The 15,740-nt window shown below is 69.4% G+C and carries 15 protein-coding genes, 1 pseudogene and 1 riboswitch; of the genes and pseudogenes, 7 read left to right on the top strand and 9 right to left on the bottom strand.

Translation table 11 applies throughout. The features are described 5' to 3' along the window. The first annotated feature begins 108 nt into the window (after nt 1-108). The gene (locus B1818_RS23160) at nt 109-699 is read left to right on the top strand and encodes a TetR/AcrR family transcriptional regulator (RefSeq protein WP_058249615.1); all 591 of its coding nucleotides are present in this window, start codon (nt 109-111) and stop codon (nt 697-699) included. 9 nt (nt 700-708) lie between these two features. On the opposite strand, the gene B1818_RS23155 is transcribed toward B1818_RS23160, so the two are convergent. The 3 genes and pseudogenes from B1818_RS23155 to B1818_RS23145 form a co-directional block, all read right to left on the bottom strand. Next, complete coding sequence (locus B1818_RS23155) at nt 709-2,289, bottom strand: MFS transporter (protein WP_058249614.1); 1,581 nt, start codon at nt 2,287-2,289, stop codon at nt 709-711. Nucleotides 2,290-2,375: 86 nt separating this feature from the next. Then, nucleotides 2,376-2,570: a hypothetical protein gene (locus B1818_RS23150; protein ID WP_058249613.1), complete on the bottom strand. Its 195-nt coding sequence runs from the start codon at nt 2,568-2,570 to the stop codon at nt 2,376-2,378. A 136-nt stretch (nt 2,571-2,706) separates the two neighbouring features. Continuing rightward, nucleotides 2,707-3,754, bottom strand: a pseudogene (locus B1818_RS23145) (carboxylate--amine ligase). 270 nt (nt 3,755-4,024) lie between these two features. Between B1818_RS23145 and B1818_RS23140 the strand changes: the two are divergent. The 4 genes from B1818_RS23140 to B1818_RS23125 all read left to right on the top strand — a co-directional run bounded on the left by B1818_RS23140 (nt 4,025) and on the right by B1818_RS23125 (nt 7,169). Then, entirely contained in the window at nt 4,025-5,077 is a 1,053-nt protein-coding gene (locus B1818_RS23140; RefSeq protein ID WP_078114140.1) for a hypothetical protein, read from the top strand. Between the two features lie 62 nt (nt 5,078-5,139). After that, nucleotides 5,140-6,006: a hypothetical protein gene (locus tag B1818_RS23135; RefSeq protein ID WP_078114139.1), complete on the top strand. Its 867-nt coding sequence runs from the start codon at nt 5,140-5,142 to the stop codon at nt 6,004-6,006. Further along, a complete protein-coding gene (locus tag B1818_RS23130; protein ID WP_078114138.1) occupies nt 6,003-6,473 on the top strand; it encodes a nuclear transport factor 2 family protein in 471 nt (156 codons plus the stop codon). Before B1818_RS23135 ends, B1818_RS23130 begins: the two co-directional genes overlap by 4 nt. 9 nt (nt 6,474-6,482) lie before the next feature. Then, a complete protein-coding gene (locus B1818_RS23125) occupies nt 6,483-7,169 on the top strand; it encodes a phosphoribosyltransferase (RefSeq protein ID WP_078114137.1) in 687 nt (228 codons plus the stop codon). Between the two features lie 82 nt (nt 7,170-7,251). Here B1818_RS23125 and B1818_RS23120 read toward each other — a convergent pair whose 3' ends face one another. From B1818_RS23120 to thiO, 6 genes are all read right to left on the bottom strand, one after another. Then, complete coding sequence (locus B1818_RS23120; protein WP_139363086.1) at nt 7,252-9,858, bottom strand: LuxR C-terminal-related transcriptional regulator; 2,607 nt, start codon at nt 9,856-9,858, stop codon at nt 7,252-7,254. A 127-nt stretch (nt 9,859-9,985) separates the two neighbouring features. Then, entirely contained in the window at nt 9,986-10,732 is a 747-nt protein-coding gene (locus tag B1818_RS23115; RefSeq protein WP_078114136.1) for an ABC transporter permease, read from the bottom strand. Further along, nucleotides 10,729-11,727 (bottom strand): ABC transporter ATP-binding protein, encoded by a 999-nt coding sequence (locus B1818_RS23110; RefSeq protein ID WP_254859864.1) that lies wholly within the window; start codon nt 11,725-11,727, stop codon nt 10,729-10,731. Before B1818_RS23110 ends, B1818_RS23115 begins: the two co-directional genes overlap by 4 nt. A 71-nt stretch (nt 11,728-11,798) precedes the next feature. Beyond that, nucleotides 11,799-12,587: a thiazole synthase gene (locus tag B1818_RS23105; RefSeq protein ID WP_068970961.1), complete on the bottom strand. Its 789-nt coding sequence runs from the start codon at nt 12,585-12,587 to the stop codon at nt 11,799-11,801. A 58-nt stretch (nt 12,588-12,645) separates the two neighbouring features. Continuing rightward, entirely contained in the window at nt 12,646-12,858 is a 213-nt protein-coding gene (gene thiS, locus B1818_RS23100; RefSeq protein ID WP_078114135.1) for a sulfur carrier protein ThiS, read from the bottom strand. Further along, nucleotides 12,855-13,919: a glycine oxidase ThiO gene (gene thiO / locus B1818_RS23095; RefSeq protein WP_078114147.1), complete on the bottom strand. Its 1,065-nt coding sequence runs from the start codon at nt 13,917-13,919 to the stop codon at nt 12,855-12,857. Before thiO ends, thiS begins: the two co-directional genes overlap by 4 nt. Continuing rightward, nucleotides 13,916-14,025, bottom strand: a riboswitch (TPP riboswitch). Its footprint overlaps the gene before it by 4 nt. A gap of 48 nt (nt 14,026-14,073) precedes the next feature. Here thiO and thiE point away from each other — a divergent pair. Continuing rightward, the gene (gene thiE, locus B1818_RS23090; protein ID WP_078114146.1) at nt 14,074-14,784 is read left to right on the top strand and encodes a thiamine phosphate synthase; all 711 of its coding nucleotides are present in this window, start codon (nt 14,074-14,076) and stop codon (nt 14,782-14,784) included. A gap of 316 nt (nt 14,785-15,100) precedes the next feature. Next, on the top strand, nt 15,101-15,475 hold the full coding sequence (locus B1818_RS23085) for a hypothetical protein (protein WP_068970964.1): 375 nt from the start codon (nt 15,101-15,103) through the stop codon (nt 15,473-15,475). Nucleotides 15,476-15,740 lie beyond the last annotated feature (265 nt).

Raw genomic sequence — 15,740 nt, 5'->3', positions numbered from 1 at the left:
ACACGAGCAATCCTCACTTACGATTCACTTTTGATGGCATCGTCGACAACTCCCAAAACCACCGCATCGCAACGACGCAAGGCACCCAAGCAGCAGCGCAGTCGTGAGATGAGGCAGCGCCTCCTCACGTCGGCGCTCACACTCCTGGAGCGTCGTCCCGGCCGACGGCCCACCACCGCCGAACTCGCCGACCACGCGCACGTCAGCATCGGGACGGTGTACCGCTACTTCGCCGACATGGACGCGATCGTCGAAGAACTGCGCCTCGCCGCCGTTCACGACATCACCGCCACCCTCGCGAGCGGGATCGGCCGGGCGATGGATCAGCAACCGGACACCGCGATGGTCACGGTGGTCGAGACCCTCGTGTCGTCATTCGAGTCACATGCGCCGGTCCTGCGCGCCTCGCTCGAGATCGGGGAACACGGCTTCGGCGACGCCTGGGCCGAGGTCGAGGGACCGCTCCTCCCGCTGGCGCGGATCCTGCCGTCGCGGATGAGGCCCGACCTCGACGATCAGGCGATCGACGAACTGGTGTTCCTCACCATGGGTGCGACCGCGAGTCTGTGCCTGCGCATAGCCCTGCAACGACCCCGCGACGCCGACCGGACCTCGCTCATCGCGATGGCGGCACGAATGTTGTTGGCGGCATTCGACTCACCGCCGTCGGCCAGTGCTGGTCGGATAAGTGCTGGCTGAGTCGGCGACTCAGAGGCTGCGCTGTTTCGCGTACTCCGCCATCGCCGTTCGCTCCGCCTCGTGTTTGGGGTAGAAGAAGAACACCACCGCCGCACCCACCACCACGATGGCGGCCGCCGCGCCGTAGGCGTTCTTGTCGCCCTGTACGAAGGCGTCGCGGGCCGCGGCGATGATCTGATCGGCGTACTGCGGATAGCGTTCGGCCAGGACCTCGGCACTCGAGAACGACTTCGTCAGCGCGGCTTCGGTCTGTTCGGTGACCTGATCGGCCTGCGGCGAACCGGAGATCGTGTTCTGCAACTGCTTCGCGTAACCCGCGGTGAGGATCGCGCCGAGGGTGGACTGCAGGATCGCGCCACCGAGGTCGCGTTGCAGATCGGACATGCTCGATGCCATGCCCGCGCGCTGCACCGGCACCGAACCGGTCAGCGACTGCGACGCCGGGGTGCCGGCGAGACCGACTCCCACCCCGACGAGGACGTAGACGAGGCCGACATGCCAGAAGTGGGCGTCCTCATCCCAGGTGAGCATCGCGAGCACCAGGCCGACGACGATGAAGGCATAACCGGACAGCAACGTGAACCGCGACCCCATGCTCTGCACGAGTTTGGCCGAGCGCGGGGCCACGATGATCATGGCGGCCGCCGCCGGGAGAATCGTGGCGCCGGCCGCCAGCGTCGAATAGCCGAGCACGTTCTGCATGTACTGCTGGCCGATGAACATCGCGCCCATGAGCGTGCCGAACACGATCAGCCCACCGACCGCCGCGACCCAGAAGGTGCGTCGGGCCGCGATCCGCAGGTCGAAGAGCGGCACCCGCACACGAAGCTGCCGCCAGACGAAACCCGCCCCTGCCAGCAGCGCGATCGCGGCCAGGATGTAGACCTGCAGTCGCTGATCGGAATTCGGGGCGAAGTTGATCGCCAGCACCAGCGAGCCCACCATCACGATGGACACGACGCCGCCCAGGTTGTCGACCACCGCCGCCTGGTCGCCGTTGTCGTCGGGCACCAGCCGCCACGCCGCGATCAGCGCGACGACGGCGAGCGGCAGGGTCACCAGGAACACCGAGTGCCAGGCCAGGATCTCGAGGAGTGCCCCGGACAGGACCGGTCCCAGCGCCGAGATCGCACCGCCGAATGCCGACCACGCGGCGATCGCCCGGACCCGTTTCGGCCCCGACCACAGTGCGGTGATCACCGCGAGGGTGGTCGGGAAGGCCAGGCCCGCGGCGATGCCGCCCACCAGACGAGCACCGAACAGGACCTCGACGTTGGGCGCGAAACCGGCGACGAGCGACGCCGGGATCGACAGGCACATGCCGATGACCAGCATCCGCTTGCGCCCGTGCCGATCTCCCAGCGCGCCGAAGTAGAGCACCGACGCCGCCAGGCCCAGCGAGTAACCGACCGCGACCAGATTCAACTGAGTCGAGCTCGCGTCGAGCGCCTTGCCGATGTCGGGTAGCGCGACATTCGCCACCGCGAGATTGATGTTGGCCACCCCGGCGACCAGGATCAGCGCGACCAGGATCGCCTTCGCCCGCTTGGGAGCCGTCCCCGCCTCGACCTCGGCCGTTGTCGACGTCATCGGGGAATCGTACGTGCGCGAGCGCCATCGGGCCGGGGATCGGGACGCTCCGGCACGAAATGGTCACGGACTCCCGTTTAATCAGATCAGAGGCAGACGCTGATGGTCACCGGCCCGATGGGGATGCCGAAGCAGATCGCCACCGAACCGACGGCCTGCACCGGCTGCACCGGCGCCGGCGCTGCGGAGGCGGCCGGCGCGGTGGCCAGTCCGATCGCGCAGACGGCACCGACAGCGGCCACCCCGACAGACGTACGACGCATGATCCCGGACATGTTCATGAGCAGCTCCCCTCGAGCTCGAGTCCCCCCGGACAACCCTGCGGATGGGGTCAACACGCAGGTGATGGTGACTGGAGATTCTACGCCTCGGCGTCGGCGCCGTCCCCATCCCTAAGGGCCGAATCCGCGACTGGTGTCACAGGCTGATGCGGAGGCCGTCCCACTCGTGATCGTGCATGAAACCCTCCGCCAGCCCGACCCGGTACTTGAGGCAGCTGCGCAGGATCCCGGCATAGGCGAACGGGAGCATCAGCGCGGGCTTCTGGTCGCCCGGACTGCTGACGACATCGGACGCGCCGCGGAAGTCGCGGACGAAGTCGCGCAGGGTCCGGTCCTTGCGCGACGACGGACGCCACCCGTAGAGCAGCATGCCCAGCCCGATCATCTTGTCCACGCCCGAGCCGGGCGTGATCGGTCCGTCGGCGGGATCCCAGGTCCCGAGGAACGCGCGATCGACGCCGTCCTCGGGCGTGAACATCATGATCCCGCTCGTGGCGCGCGGGTTGCACTCGATGCAGAACAGGTCGCCGCCACCGTTCCGGTCCTCGATGAAGTCGAAGCCGATCTGGCCGGTGAAGTTCACCCGGCGAACGAAATCGCTGACCCACCGGGCGATCCGCGGATGGTCCACGGACCGGAAGTTGAGGCACGAACTGCCGTCGATGGCGTAGTCCACCGGATAGGTGGCGTGGGCGTAGACGCGACCCTCGTGGCAGACCGAATACGTGCAGAAGTTGTTCCCCGAGGCCCACTCCTGTGCGATCCACGGGTTCTGCTCATCGTGTTCGAGCCAGGTGAGCGGATCGCCGGGAGCCACCTTGTGAACCTTCTGCGACCCCCGCGAATAGCAGTGTTTGAGCGCGAACGGCGTGGTGAAATCGAGCGATCCGACGTCCTCGGGTCCGGAGACCCGCGCGAACTTGCGTGTCGGGATTCCGAGTTCGACGAGCAGCTCCTGGAAGTCGTACTTGTTGTGCAGGCGGGCAATATGCGAGCGGCTCGAACTTCGGCGGGGGCACGCGGTGAAAGTCGCTCACCGCGTTGGAGAATCGGCCGATCCCGACCGGGATGGAGTCGACGATGCTCACCCGGTGACCCGCCGCGGCCATGAGCCGCGCGAGTTCCAGGGTGAGGAACGATCTGCCGAATGTGATCAGTACATGGGTTTGTCCGGCGCTGTTCACCCGAGCGAGTGTAGTGCCGACGGGCCCTGAGCACGGAAGCCGGACGGCCTGCGAAGAAATTCGGTCAAGTCGGGAATATTCAGTACCGTCCTGTCGGTTCACCCTGTTAGTTTTTTGCACGATCGGCCGGTCCGGGTGCTTCGCTTCCGGTTGCGGAACAGCAGTTGCGGAGCAGCGCTGGTGCGGCCCGGGCCGATCGCGTGCGTACGCAGTCGGGGTGGTCGTCGGTCCGAGCCTGTCGAGGCTCATCCGGGCCGAGTTGGAGGAGGCATGCAGCTGTTCGTCATCGGCGTCATCGCCGCGTGCCTCGCCGCAGTCGCCTATGGGATGTCCACGGTCTTGCGCGCGCTCGGCGCCCGCCGCGTGGCAGAAGCCGCTGCCGACGAGGGTGAGGGCATCACCACAGAGAACGGCGCACCGACCCTCTCGTCCACGATGTCGACGCTGGTCGATCCGGCCTTCATCCTCGGCACGACGCTGGTCGTCCTCGGCTTCGCGGGTGGCGCCCTCGCTGCCCGGTTCCTACCGCTGTTCCTCTCGCAGACCATCGTGTCGGCCAACCTGGTCATCACCGCCCTGCTCGGCACGATCATCCTCAACATCGCCCTGCACACGCGGGAATGGGTCGCCATCTGGCTGGTCGTGATGTCGCTCTGCCTACTCGGCGTGGCGTCGGCCCATCACACCGGCGGCGGAGAAGAGGTCGGATTCCACTGGGGTCTGTTCGTCGCGACGCTCGCCCTCTGCGCTCTTGCTCTGGTGGGCGTCTACAACCTCGGTCCGGCGGGCGCCATCGTCGGCGGCGCGTCGGCGGGTCTGCTGTTCGGCATCATCGCCATCGCCGTGCGCATCCTCGACGGAGTCCAGCCGTTCGATCCCGTGGCGCTGCTGACCGATCCGGCCGCCTGGACCATCGCCGCCGCGGGCGCGGTGGGCTTCTACGTCCAGACCGTCGCCCTGCAGCTCGGCGCGGTGAACGGGGTGACCGCGGTGCTCGTGGTCGGCGAGACGGCCGGCCCGAGCCTGGTCGGGGTCGTCTTCCTCGACGACACGGCCAAACCCGGACTCGGCTGGCTGGCCATCCTCGGTTTCGTCGGCGCCGTCGTCGGTGCCGTACTGGTCGCCTGGTACGGCTCGGTCGACCCGGATCACCTCGGCGAGGCACCGCCCATGAAAGGCGGGTGGCGCCGTGGCCGCGAAGAACCCGCCTCCGACGAGGAGCAGGGAGCATCCCCGGCAGACGCCGATCCCGAGGTCGCGGATGCCGATCTGTGGACCACCGACGACCCCGTCTTCGACAGCCGGGACTCCCGGCGCACCTGACGCTCCCGCTCTCGTCATCGCAGGTGGTTGACACCCGACCCGCTGATGGAGAGGGTGGGTTGATGACATCGACCAGCACGGGCTCCGCTGCCCGGCTCGCCTACGAAACCCTCGAACCCTTCCACATCCTGGCCTACTTCAACCCGGGACTGAAAGGCGCGCAGGCAGACACCGGGCTCGATCCCTACGCCTTCTACGTCGGTGCACGCGGAGCGCCGTTCGGTCCGTGCGCGGCCTCGGTCGTCGCCTCCGCCTTCTACAACTTCAATCACGAACTGATCGCCAAGGGCTGGACTGCCGCCGTCGACGCCGGGCTCGACCGGGTCCACGAACGACGCAATCAGATGCTCGACGACTCGCTGCAAGAGATCCTGGGCGACTCCATCGACGACTCCCTCCTCGACGAACTCGCCTCCGCCTATTACGATCTGGCGGCCCGGCTCCCGCTCGGCGGACGCCCGCTCGCTGCCGCGTGGTCGACGGCCCCGCGACCGGACACCGCGCGCCTACGTCTGTGGCACGCCATCGCGATTCTCCGAGAGTGGCGCGGGGACAACCACATCGCGGCGCTCGCGCTCAACGGCCTGAACGGCTTCGACGCGGCCGTCTTCCACGAGTCGCAGCTTCCCGGCCCCACGGTTCGTCGTCGTACCCTGGGCAAGCGCATCGTGCTGATGACCCGCGGCTGGTCCGAACAGGAGTGGGAGGAAAGCGTAGACCGTCTCGTCGATGCCGGACTGGCCGAGCGCGTTGAGGACGGGCACCGGCTCACGCCCGCCGGCGCGGCGACGTACGACGACATCGAGGCCACCACCGATGCTGTCGGAGAAGCCATCTGGGCCGGCACCGACGACCTCCTCACCCGGACGAGACCGGTCGTGAAAGCCGTCATCGATGCCGGAATCCTGCCGGGAACGAGGACGAAGTGAGCGCGCCCGCCGGCGGCTTCGAGGACCTGCGGGCGATCGAGAGCCTCAAGTATCGCTACCTGCGATCGCTCGACACCAAGGACTGGACGACGTTCGAGTCGACGCTCACCGAGGACGTCACCGGTAACTACGGTGAGAGCCTGGCCTTCTCGAATCGGAACGAGCTGGTCGGCTACATGCGCGAGAACGTCGGTCCCGCAGTCATCACCGAACATCGTGTCGCGCACCCGGAGATCGAGATCGACGGGGACACCGCACGCGGACGCTGGTACCTGCAGGACCGGGTCATCGTCGCCGAGTTCTCCTTCATGCTCATCGGGGCGGCGTTCTACGACGACACCTACCGCCGCACCGCAGACGGATGGCGGATCAGCAGCACTGGTTACGACCGCACGTACGAGGCCACCGTCGGGCTCGCCGACGTGCCGAGCTTCGCACTGAAGGTCGGTCCCGCAGTGCAGGTCTGAGGCCTGCCCATGCGCGCCCGCATCTTCGCCGACCGCCGCGAGGCGGGTCGGTTGCTGGGTGCGCGGGTCGTCGAAGTCCGGTACGGCGCCGGCATTCCGGAGGCCGGTACAACAGAACCTGTCGTCCTGGGACTCGCGCGCGGCGGGGTTCCGGTCGCCCGCGAGGTCGCCGACGCCATCGCGGCGTCGACAGATAGATGCGCGATGGACGTGCTGGTGGTGCGCAAGATCGGGGCGCCCGGCCACGAGGAGTTCGCCATGGGCGCGCTCACCGCGCACCACCTGGTGGTCAACGACGACATTCCGCGTCGACTCGGGGTGTCCCGCAGCGAGTTCGACGAGGCCGCCGATCGACAGCGGCGCATCCTCGACGACCGCGAACGTCGTTACCGCGGTGGCCGTCCCAGCACCGAGCTCGGCGGCCGAACGGTCATCCTGGTCGACGACGGTCTCGCCACCGGGTCGAGCATGGCCGTCGCGGTCGACTCCGTCCGGTCCGCCGGCGCCACCCACGTGGTGGTGGCGGTACCCACGGCACCCTCCGATTCGATTCAGCGACTGCGGGATCGGGGCGCCGACGACGTGGTCGTCCTCGTGACGCCGGAACCGTTCCGTGCCGTCGGCCTGTCCTACGACGACTTCACCCAGGTGGACGACGACGAGGTGATCGCGGCGCTCAGCCGGCCGGGCGACTGAGCCGTCGAATACCCACAGAAAACCACCCGCCCGAGCGGCACCGGCGACCTGTCGTCGACTGTCCGTTTCCTACGGGTGGTTTTCAGCCGGGCTTTCGCTGGTCTTTGAGGAGTAGCTCGGCAAGCTCGGCACGGTCACCCACATCCAGCTTGGTGTAGGCGCGGAACAGATGCCCTTCGACGGTGCGGACCGAGACGGTGAGTCGCTGCGCGATGTCCTTGTTGGACAGGCCCGCCGCCGCGAGGTTGGCGATCTCCCGCTCGCGCGACGTCAACGGCAACGGTTGCGCGGCCGAGATCAGCGCCGGCGTCCGCAGGCCACCGCACTGCGACGCGAGTCGGTTCGCCACCGCGGCCGACGCCACGGTCGCGGACCGTCTGCCCGCCGCGTCGTGCAGGACACTGGCCTGCGCGGCCGCGTCCGCGGCGGACAGGCACACCCCGGAGTCCTCGAACGCCGTCGAGCACAGATCGAGTTCGACAGCATCGCCGTCGCGGAGCGCCGCGGCGTGGCGCGCGTACAGATCCGAGAGCGGACCGTCGACGCGCTCGGCCAGTTCGGTGAGCCGGTCGGCGACGCCGCCGTCCCCGAACCGGGCGGCGGTGTGCAGGGCCTCGGCCTCCACCGCGAACTGACCGGCGGCACGGGCGGACTCGGCCGCGGAGTGCGCGAGTTCGACGGCGGGCGTGACGGTTCCGGCGGCCGCCGACTGCCAGGCCGCCGCGATGGCGAGCATGGGCCCGAAGACGGCCACATGCTTGCCGGAACGTTTCCGCGCCTTGGCCAGCGCGGCCGCGGCACGATCGGCCTGTCCCAGCGCACTCAGGGCCTGCACCAGGAAGATGTGGGCCGGGAAGTTCCAGGACTCGGAGAACCGGCCGCTGTCGAGGATGGCGAGGGTCTGTTCCATCCGCCGGGTCACCGAGGCGCACGATCCGCGGGCGAGTTCGACTGCGGCGACCAGTATCCCGGACATCGCCCAGCCCAGATACTGCGCGGTCTGTGCGGCGGACACGAAACGCCCCGCGGCGCCGTCCGCGTCGTCGAGCCGGCCGGTGAGGGTCAGTGCGAGGGTCTCGCCGAAACCGGTGGGGAACCGGAGCAATCCGTCCACCTCGACCTCGCGCGAGTGTTCGGCCAGCGCCCCGACCTCCGCTCCCCGACCGGCGACCGCACGGGCCAGGCTGCCACCGAAGACCGCCCACTCCACCGCCCACGGCAGCGCCCTGGATTCGGCGAGGACGGTGTCGGACAGCGTGATCGCCTCGTCGATCCGGTTCTCGAAGAGTGCGCACGCCGAGGCGATCCCGGTGACGATCGGCGTGAGTGCCGGGTGGGTGACCCGCTCGGTCAGCAACCGCAGGATCTCGTCGGCCCGATCGGCGTCGCCCAGAGCCCAGAACGTGTTGCCGATGATCGAATTGCCCCACAGCACGAGCCGACCCTCGTCGAGATCGTCGGGCGAGAAGCGAGACAGGATGTCCCGCGCCTCGTCCGGATGCCCCTGCCACATGACCGCCCGCGCGAGCAGCTCGGCCTCCTCGAGGCCGCCGCCCTCGTCGAGCGCCGCCCGCGCGAAACGCTCGCCGAGCGGCGTCTGCGCCAGGTTCAGGGCGTCGCGGGCGGCGGTCCGTACCAGCGCGAGGTCGATCTCCACGTCGCTCTCGATCGCGAGATCGGCGAGCCGAATCCGCTCGGCCGGGGTGTTCGTGGGCCGTGACTGCAACGCCTCGACGAGCCGGCCGCGCAGCCGCCGCGACGACACGAGACCCAGGCGGCGCCGGATCACCTCACCGAACAGCGGGTGGTGGAAGGCGACGTCGAGGCGCCGCCCGTCGCGGGTGATGCGCACCAGCCCGGCGATCTCCGCCTCTTCGACGGCTTCTTCGCCGGCGAGCTCGGCGAGGACGTCGATGTCGAGGGGTTCGCACAGACTGAGGTATTTGAGGGCCCCGAGGACCGGCGCGTCGAGTTGCTCTATCCGCCCCTCGAGCAGCGATGCCAGCTCCGAGGTGATGGCGGCGCGTCCGCGTAGCTGCCACACGCCGTTGACCTGCCGCAGCGTCTCGGCCTGCCGCGCACCGTCGACGAGATGCCGTAGGAACAGGGCGTTCCCACCGGAGGCCTCCCACATGCGATCGGCCGAATGCTCCTCGAGCTGCCCGCCGATCACCGACTCGATGAGGTCGACGCTCTGCTCTTTGGTGAACGGCGACAACGTGATCCGCGTGAGGTGATTGTCCTTCCACAGCGAGGTCACTGCATCCGGGACGGTCTCGCCGCTGCGGACCGTCGCGACGATGTGCACCGCACGGTCGATCGCGAGCTGATGCAGCAGCGTCGCCGACAGTTCGTCGAGCAGGTGGGCGTCGTCGACCCCGATCACGACATCGCCGTCGGCGAGGAGCGATTCACGGGCCGCCGCAAGGTAGGTGACCGGATCGCTCGACGTCGCCGGACCGACGAGATGCGCGAACACACCGAGCGGGATCGAGCGCGCGGACTCGGTGCCCGCCACCCAGCGCACCCCGGTCGGCAACTCGGCGGTGACGTGCCGGGCGAGGGTCGTCTTGCCCACGCCGGAGTCACCGGTCAGGACCACCCCACAGCCGGTCGTCTCACCCCTGAGGGCCGCCTGGATCGTGCGGAACTCCCGATCGCGCTCGACGAGCGGCCAATTCGTGGACATAACCGCGAATTTTAGTCTGCCGGGCCCTACAATGGGCCGCCCGGAAGCACCAATGTGGTCCGACCGGATGGCCCTGTCGACACGCGGCTAATTCCGGATTTGACATCGGCGGAAGAAAATCCGCGAACTACGCATCCCGGGCATTGGTCACGGCCACTGCGGCCGCCAGCAACACGATCGTGAAGCCCGCGAAGTAGGCCAACGAACCGTAGGCGTTCCAGTGGAACGTGTCGCTCCCGCCGGCGAGGAAGTTCCACCCGTTCAGGAACGGCAGGAACGACACGATGTGCTCACCCACGCGCGGGAGCACCGACACGATGCGCTCGAGGGCCAGCATCCAGACGAGCACGATCGCCACCGCACCCGCCGAATGCCGCACCAGCGCGCCCACCGCGAGGCCGATCAGCGCGCACAGCATCGCGAAAACCGGCGTGCCCCAGAGATGCCGGACGGTCTCGGGCCCGGTGAGCGAGACTCCGACGCCGGCGAGCACCTGCGCCGCCACGACCGCGACGACGGACACGATGGCCACCACCGCGAACGAGAGTCCGCCGAACACGACCGCTTTCGCGAGGAGGACCTGGGGCCGACGCGGGATCGCCGCGAACGTCGGTCGGATCGTGCCGAAGCGGTACTCGGTGGTCACGCCCAGGATCGCCATGATCGCGAGCACCGCGACCCCGAACTGGTTGACGCCGAGCAGGAAGTCGTCGGTCAGGGCGTCGGTCTCACCGGGACTGCCGTAGGAACCGCCGGCGATGGCGCCGAGCAGCACCGCGAAGCCCAGGCCCAGCACCACGACGACGCCGAGGCACCAGTACGGCGACCGGGTGCTGGCGAGTTTGATCCGTTCGGCGTTGATCGCGGCGATCACCGGTTCACTCCCCCGTGGTTCCCGACGGCCCGGTTGTGGGCGTCGGGGTTGTGGACGGCGGGGTCGTGGACGGCGCGGTTGTCGACGGCGGTGTAGTCGACGGCGTGCGCCGTCATCGACATGAAGACCTCTTCCAGTGACGCCGACTCGGCGGCGAGTTCGTGCAGGGTGATGCCCGCGGCGGCGGCGAGGTCGCCGACCCGATCGGTCGTGGTGTCCGGCACGCGCATCACCGGGCGCCCGTGGGCATCCGGGTCACCCGGCGCGGGATTCAGCCCCGCCGCCGCGAGCGCGGCGTGCAACTGTTCGAGCTGCGGGCCGCGCACCCGCACCGACTGCCGGGCCCGCCCGGTGAACTCCGCCACCGAACAGTCGGCGATCAGCCGGCCCCGCCCGATGACGACGAGATGGTCTGCGGTGAGCGACATCTCGGTGAGCAGATGGCTCGACACCAACACCGTCCGCCCCTCCGCGGCGAGCTTGCGCATGAACCCGCGGATCCACACGATGCCCTCCGGGTCGAGGCCGTTGACCGGCTCGTCGAACAGCAGTGTGTGCGGGTCGCCGATCAGGGCACCCGCCAGCCCGAGCCGCTGCGACATACCGAGCGAGAAGCCGCCGGCGCGCTTCTTGGCCACCGAGGTGAGCCCGACCGTCTCGAGCACCTCGTCGACGCGGGCGGCCGGGATCCGGTTGCTCGCCGCGAGCCACCGCAAGTGGGACCGCGCACTGCGATTGGGATGCACCCACCGGGCGTCGAGCAGCGCACCGACCTGCCGCAGCGGATGCTCGAGGTCCCGGTAGCGCTGCCCGTTGATCGTCGCCGTGCCCGATGTCGGGCGGTCGAGTCCGAGCATCATCCGCATGGTCGTCGACTTACCCGCACCGTTGGGGCCCAGGAAACCGGTGACCCGTCCCGGCCCCACCTCGAAGGTGAGGTCGTCGACCGCGCGTTGACCGCCGAAGTCCTTCGTCAGATTCGCTACCTGCAACACGCCTCGACCATAGCCGCCGAATCCGGAGCGGCCCGGTCTGTCGTTCGGATGGCCGGTCGCGGGATCGCGCGTCAGTCCCGGTCGCGCCCGGGCGAGGACGCGTGCGCCCAGAAGCGCTTGGGGATCCGGCCGGCGCGCGCGGCCAGTCGGCCCCCGGCCACCGCGTGCCGCATCGCCGTCGCCATCAGCTCGGGGTTCTCCGCCCGGGTGACCGCCGTGGCCAGAAGCACGCCGTCGCAACCGAGTTCCATCGCAAGAGCCGCGTCGCTCGCCGTCCCGATGCCCGCGTCGAGAATGACCGGCAGCGGGTCGTCGAAGCGGGTGTGGCAGTCGTCGACGATCATCTCGATGTTGTGCGGGTTGAGGATTCCGAGTCCGGTCCCGATGGGCGACCCGAGGGGCATCACCGCCGCCACCCCGAGATCGGCGAGTCGCGCGGCCAGGACCGGATCGTCGTTGGTGTAGGCCAGCACGACGAAACCGTCGGCCACCAGTGCGGCCGCGGCGTCGACGAGTTCGATGGCGTCGGGCATCAGGGTGCGTTCGTCGGCGACCACCTCGAGCTTCACCCAGTCGGTCTCGAACGCCTCGCGCGCCAGTTGGGCGGTCAGGACCGCCTCGGCGGTGGTGTGACAGCCCGCGGTGTTGGGCAGAACGGCGATGTCGAGCCGGCGCAGCAGATCGAAGACCCCGGTGCCCGAGGCCGCGTCGACGCGCCGAACCGCGACGGTGGTCAACTCGGTCCCCGACGCGACCAGCGCGCGTTCCAGGGTCGCGAGATTCGACGCGCCGCCGGTACCGGTGATGAGTCGCGACGAGAAGTCGCGACCGGCGATGCGCAGATGGTCCGCATCCGGGATCGTCTCGTCGCCGGACCTCTGCTCGGTCCGCGAGGCGTCGGGCTTCAGATCGGCGAGCTCAGCCACCCTGCACCGCCGTGACGATCTCGACGACGGCACCGTCGGTCATCGTGTGCCGGTCCCAGCGGCCGCGCGGGACGACCGCGCCGTCCACCGCGACCGCGATCCCCCGGTCCGGCAACCCCAGCCCCATGACGACGTCGCGCACCGACGTGTCGGCGCCGACATCGACGCTCTTGCCGTTGACGGTGATGTTCGCGGTGATACTCATTCCTCTGCTCCTTCCAGAATCGACAACACGCGGGCGGCGGTGCCCGGCGCGAGGACGATCCCGTTGCGCCCGTGCCCGGTCGCCACGACCGTTCGTGTGTCCACACGGGTGACGATCGGCAATCCGTCCGCGGTGCACGGCCTCAGACCGGCCCCCGCTTCGGTCAGTTCGTAGGTCCGCAGCCCGGGGAAGACCTCGATCGCGTCGGCGAGCAGATCCGCGACCCCGCCGGCCTGCGGCGCGCGGTCGGCAATCCCCTCGGCCTCGTACTGGGTGGCGCCGACGACGACTCCGCCCTCGCGCGGCACCAGGTACACGGCCCGCCCGTGGAGGCGTGCCCGGACGACGTGACCGGGCGGCGGCACCGACCAGCGCGTGCGGCGCAGGCGAAGGATCTCCCCCTTCGCCGCATGCAGGTGCACACCCGGCCAGAGGGCCGCGGTGCCGAGTCCGGCGGCGAGCAGGATCTGGGTGTCGGAACCGAGGTCGTCGAGATCGGCCAGGGATTCGACGCGCGCGGAGACCAACTCGGCACCCGCCGACGTCGCGGCGGCGCGCAACGCCTCGAGCAGCCGCCGGTTGTCGACGGACCACTCGCCGACCGCGCGGTAGCCACCGACCAGTCGAGAGCTCAGCGACGGTTCCAGGGTCCGGATGTCGCGGCCGGTCACCGACTGCAGCGCGGCATCGGTGGCGGGCTGCCCGGCCCAGACGAAATCGGCGAGATGCCGCAGGTACTCGATGTCGGTGGCCGAGGCCGCGACGAACAGCGAGTCGGTGGCGGTGACGACACCCGGGTCGTCGAGCCGCTTCACGAGCGCCGGCCACAGCCGGACCGACTCGACCGAGAGGGCCAGGGACGCGTCCTCGCCGGGATGACCCTCGCCGAGTGAACCGAGCATGCCGCCGGCGACCCAGGACGCGCGCTCGTCGGTGCCGGCGTCGAGGACGCGAACCCGCCATCCGGCGTCGGCCGCGGTGAGCGCACAGGTCAGCCCGATGACACCGCCCCCGACGACCGTCAGGGCGCGGTGGGCAGGGCGCTGCGGTGGGGAATCCACGTTGGGAATCACCTTCCTTCGCCGGAATGACCCGGATCAGGTTCGACGGTCAGCGGAATCTGTCCGCACTCTCAGCCCGGCCGATCCGGACTCCCGTGTGTTCGTGCGATCCACCCTACGCCGGGGCGTCGGGGGTCCGGTTAGCCTGGTCGGCGTGACGACCCCGAACCGCACCAGCTCCGCGTCGACGGACCCCGGCTCCGCGACGGACCGTCGCCGGCGGCTCTCCACGGCCCGCCTGTACCTGTGCACCGACGCCCGCCGCGAACGCGGTGACCTGCTCGACTTCGTCGACGCGGCGCTCGCGGGCGGCGTCGACATCGTGCAGCTGCGCGACAAGAACTCGCCGGGCGAGCGCGAATTCGGGACCTTGGAGGCGGGCGAGGAACTCGAGATCCTCGCGGGCATGCGGACGGTCGCCGACGCGCATGGTGCCCTGCTCGCGGTCAACGACCGGGCCGACGTCGCGGCGCTCTCCGGGGCCGATGTCCTGCACGTCGGACAGGGCGACCTGTCGCCGTCGGCGGCCCGCCGGATCGTCGGACCGGACGTCCTCATCGGCGCCTCGACCCACGACCCCGAGCAGGCTGCCGCCGCGATCGCCGACGACGACGTCGACTACTTCTGCGTCGGTCCGTGCTGGACCACGCCCACCAAACCGGGCCGCGCCGCCGCCGGCCTCAACCTCGTGTCCTCAACGGCCGCAACACAATCAGCCAAGCCGTGGTTCGCCATCGGCGGGATCGACGCCGGCCGCGTCGGGGAGGTCACCGCGCTCGGGGCGCGGCGCATCGTCGTCGTGCGGGCCATCACCGCGGCCGACGACCCGGCCGCCGCAGCCACCGACCTCGCCGGGATGCTCTAGCGGTTCCCCTGGCGGAAACACGTTTGCCCGGTCGGTGTCGCGGGTCTATGGTGGACCGATCATGTTGTGCATCACGAGCGTTCTCGTAACCCGCCGCAGCGGGGTCTGAATCTGACCGACCCCCCGCTGCGGGTCGGTTGCGCTCTCCAGTCGGTCATCCGTTCTTCGACCGAAATCGGTTTTCGAGATGCACCCTCTTCATCTACCTCGTCGATCCTGTTCGTGGACCGAGCGCGACGACCGGCACAGTGGCGACCACTTCGCCGCACGTTTCGGCCGCCCGCTTCCCCCTGGGATGCACGAGGAGGCCGCCGGGATGACCTGGCAGCAATTCACCGACGAGTACTCCCGTGGCGGCACGATCCGGCTGGGCTCCTTCTCTGCCGTCCCGTGCTCGGGCGACCTGGTCGAGTGCCGCGCGACGCTCGCGATCGCCGACCGCATCATGTCCCGCAGCGCCGTCGCCGCCGGCCCCGTCGGTGCGATGACCTCGATCCTCTACGACGTCGGCGCCCCGGTTCAGATCGTCCGGCTGCACCAGCGGGTCGTCGACGGCCTGGTCACGACGTTCCTGCTGTGCGAGCACGACGGCCGGCAGGCCTGGGCCGTCGGTGAGGGCGCGAGCAGCGACGAGGCGAACGTCCACGCGCTGGTCGCCGGGGCGAACCGACTGCTGGACGCCGGGGTGTGACCCTGGCCCTCAGTATCTGCGGCCTCGCGGCCGTCGTGGACTTCGAAAAAACCTCTGCTCCCTGAGGAGGCCGGAGCTTGCGGAGGCCGTCACGAAGGGTCCTGGCGAGATGGGTCGCCAGCCCTTCGTGGCTCGTCGCTTGCGCTCCTCGCACCTCAGGGAGCAGGGGTTATGCGATTCTCTCGGATTAGGAGACTGCTGAAATAGTCGGCGTCGTTTCGGTGTGGGGTGAGCGGGTTTGCCTGGTGGGCTGGGATCCTGGTGA

Source organism: Gordonia sp. IITR100 (assembly GCF_002009645.1).
Taxonomy (GTDB): domain Bacteria; phylum Actinomycetota; class Actinomycetes; order Mycobacteriales; family Mycobacteriaceae; genus Gordonia; species Gordonia hongkongensis.
The sequence above is the reverse complement of the archived record's forward strand: the minus strand, read 5'-3'. Positions and strand labels throughout refer to the sequence as shown.